This window comes from Arthrobacter sp. B0427-1-12 (assembly GCF_059092905.1).
The window spans coordinates 1-3286 of record NZ_JBNHIC010000122.1 but is presented as its reverse complement, the minus strand read 5'-3'; the positions used below and the strand labels follow the sequence as shown (position 1 = coordinate 3286).

Genomic DNA, 3286 nt, shown 5'->3' with positions numbered 1-3286 from the left:
AGTGGGCAGATCTGTTGGCCATCATCGGGCAGTTTTACTGGCCACCAGCGGGCACATCAACTGGCCGCCCGTGGGCAGAAACCAATGGCCATTGACATTGTCAGCAGCCTACAAACGATGCATGCTGGCCTATCCTGCGGCACAGGCCAGGAGCGGCAGGCGTCCGGGATGCCGGGCATGTGGTCAGGGCGCCGCTGATCGCCCGACGGCCATGGTCGCGATCTCGCGGTATCGCTCGACCAACTCCTCGGGTGTCAGCGGGCCTTCCGGGCGGAACCATTGGGCGACGCCGGTGCACATGGTGATGACAGCCATGCTTGCTTCCCGCGGGTAGTGGGTTGTGAAGATCCCTGTTTCGGCGCCCTGCTCGATGATCGAGTCCAGGAGCCGTTGCTGGCGGTCGCGGGCGGCGATGTGTTCGGTGCGAGCTGCCTCATTCAAACTCCGGATCTCGCTAAAGGCGATGAACGCCAGTTCTCGCCGCCGCGCATGGAACAGAATCAGACATTCGACAAGAAGATCGAATTGGCGTGGAAGCATTGTCCCCGCCTCCTCGATCGCGAGTTGGCTGCGAATCCAAAGATCCGACATGGCATGGGATATGAGAGCCACCAGCAGCGCGTGTTTAGAAGGGTAGTGATGGTACAGGCCAGGGACGGACAGGCCTGCGCGGGCTGCCACTTGGCGAATGGTCGTGCCGTGATAACCCTGCTCCATGAAGCACTCGAGTGCGCTGCTGAGCATCAAAGGAAGCTCGGCATTGGCATAGTCACGCCACGAGGATCCCTCAGCACCTCCAAGGCGCAAGGCTGTATCAGGGGCTCGCGCCAGAGCCTCACCGGGGTTAGCATTCGGGGAAACTCTGGTCATAACATTCCAGCCTCGCATGTATTGTGCCCTACAAACCTTAGACCTTGACATCACGTGGTGGTCTATCTCACATTATATCTGCCGATCGATCGCTCGGTAACTGACGTCCGCTGGACGGATGAATCTGATATGGACGTGACCAAACAGTGAACGCCTCGGCCAGGCCTCAATGGGCAGACTCCTATCCTCCCGGTCTGTTTGTACGCCTCACCGAAGGGGCTACGTCACTCGTCGAGGCTTGGCGAAACCGGGTTAAACGCAACCCCAACCGCAAGGCGATCATGTACTTTGATGGGTCTCTCACAGTTCGGCGCCTTAACGAACTTTCTGATGCGTTTGCCGCTGCCTTGGAGTTTCGTGGAATCAAGCGCGGCGACCGCATTGGGATTCAGATGCAGAACATTCCACAGTACGCAATTTCTTTTCTTGCGCTCTGGAAACTCGGTGCGATCGCGGTTCTGCTTAACCCTATGTACAAGGGGCGGGAGTTGCGTCACTTGATCGAAGACTCCGGCGCCCGTGGAATTATCGCCGACGATGGGCTCTACACTGAGACGGCCGAGACGGCCGTCGGCACCTCCGTGGAGTGGATCGTGACCACCTCAGGCCTTGAGTACCAGAGCCGCAACGACCCCCGGGTCTTCCGGAGCACCGAGCCGGCGGAGTCGTCCCCTGACGGTGACATGGCAGAGCTGATCAAGGGGTTCAAAGGACAATCGCCGACCAGGTGCAATCCGGATGTCGACGACGTCGCCCTGCTGACCTATACCTCCGGGACAACCGGCCCGCCCAAGGGTGCGATGAACACCCACGGCAACGTCCTCAGCGTCGCATCCACGTGTGTTGCATGGATGGGACTAAAACCGGGGGACTCCGTCTTGGCGATCGCCCCGCTGTTCCACATCACAGGTGCGGTAATCGACGCGATCACGCCTCTCCTGCATGGTATGAGCCTGGTTTTCATCAACCGCACAAATCCCTCCGTTGTCGTTGACGCCTTCGCCGAACACCAGATCACCTGCACGACCGGGTCCATTACGATCTTCAATGCCATCTGCCAGGTCGAGAGCGCCACAGCCGAACAGTTCGCCTCCGCCAAGGTTCTTTATTCAGGAGGCGAGGGGCGCAGCCGGTTATGACGGTGACCTCCTGGTACCGTCACGACGTCCTCAGCCGGAGGGCGGCCCGGTGAACCTGCTGGACTACCGGCCCGGCAGCTCCCCGGTCCACACGGTCCCGCTGGCGGGCAAGTACCTCGTGCTGATCGTGCTGGTCGCTTGGCGCCACCCCGTGGTCGTCGGCTCCGTGCTCGTGCTGGTCCTGGCCCTGTACGGGCTGGCCTGGTTGCCCGGCGAGTTCCTGGCACCGTGGCGGCGCGGCTGGCCGCTGCTGGGGTTCGCTGGCGTGGCGCGGTGGGCCTCCGGCGTCTGGGGGCCGGACCGCCTGTCCTCCATCGACGCCCTCGGACCGGCGGCCGTGGTCATCGTCGCCGTCTTCGGTGCCCTGGCGACGGCGCGGCTGCTGGTGATCACGACCCCCGGCACCGAGCTGCTCGATGGGCTCACGGGCTTCTTCGGCCTGTTCAGTCGGCTGGGGGTGAATCCGGAAGCTGCCGCGCTGGCCGTGAACGTCATGCTGCACTCGATGCCCTGGCTCGGAACCGCCCTGCGCACCCGATCCGAAGCCCTGGCATCCCGCGGCCTGCGCCGGGGGCCGGTGCGGCTGATGGGCCCGGTACTCGTTGCGACGGTCGGTCACGCCCGGGCCACCGGTAAGGCGCTGGCCGCCCGCGGACTGCCAGGCGGGACGGAACCCACTTAAGCACACGGAGTCTGAAGTCGGCCGATACGTCACGGCAGTCCACCCTCACCCATGGCCTTTTGCCCCCGCATCCTATGACGACGAGTTACACCCGCGTAACCATGCACGGCGGCACCTGCGGACAACGCGGGCGAGGCTCCGGTCGTGGTAACCACAGAGGGGGTTGACCAAAGCATTACTGCCCGGGAATGCCTAGCGCACTAGGACGACCAAACCATGCCGGTGCGGAATGCGGCGACTGAGACGGCCACTAGACCAGACCTCTTCGGGGCCCGCACCGTCTCTTGACATCCTGCACCCGTCTTGCCCCGCGACACTTACTTCTAGGACGGGGGCTTGACGGAATACCGAGAATACGATTTCATAAGGCAGGCGTGAATACGATTTCACGTGACGTGCTCTCTTCGAGGGCGGCAAGGAACGAGGTCAGATTTGACGAACGGAACGGAAACGATCGCTTCGGTGATGAGTCTGGGCGGCCGTCCGGCCGGCAGCCGTCGCGAGATCAAGATCATTGACACCACGCTGCGTGATGCGCATCAGAGCATCTGGGCGACGCGCATGCGGACTGAACACATTGAGCAGATGGCTGCGG

Annotated in this window: 3 protein-coding genes; 2 read left to right on the top strand and 1 reads right to left on the bottom strand. The window is 62.5% G+C overall.

Annotated features, from left to right (window positions below):
- Nucleotides 1-183: 183 nt before the first annotated feature.
- Nucleotides 184-744 (bottom strand): TetR/AcrR family transcriptional regulator, encoded by a 561-nt coding sequence (locus AC5RWU_RS23940; protein WP_493986668.1) that lies wholly within the window; start codon nt 742-744, stop codon nt 184-186.
- 272 nt (nt 745-1016) lie between these two features.
- Here AC5RWU_RS23940 and AC5RWU_RS23935 point away from each other — a divergent pair, with 272 nt between their 5' ends.
- Together AC5RWU_RS23935 and AC5RWU_RS23930 are read left to right on the top strand one after the other, a co-directional pair.
- Nucleotides 1017-2009, top strand: a complete 993-nt coding sequence (locus AC5RWU_RS23935) for a class I adenylate-forming enzyme family protein (RefSeq protein ID WP_494037348.1) — start codon at nt 1017-1019, stop codon at nt 2007-2009.
- Nucleotides 2010-2058: 49 nt separating this feature from the next.
- On the top strand, nt 2059-2691 hold the full coding sequence (locus tag AC5RWU_RS23930; protein WP_494037347.1) for an energy-coupling factor transporter transmembrane component T family protein: 633 nt from the start codon (nt 2059-2061) through the stop codon (nt 2689-2691).
- The last annotated feature ends 595 nt before the right edge of the window (nt 2692-3286 follow it).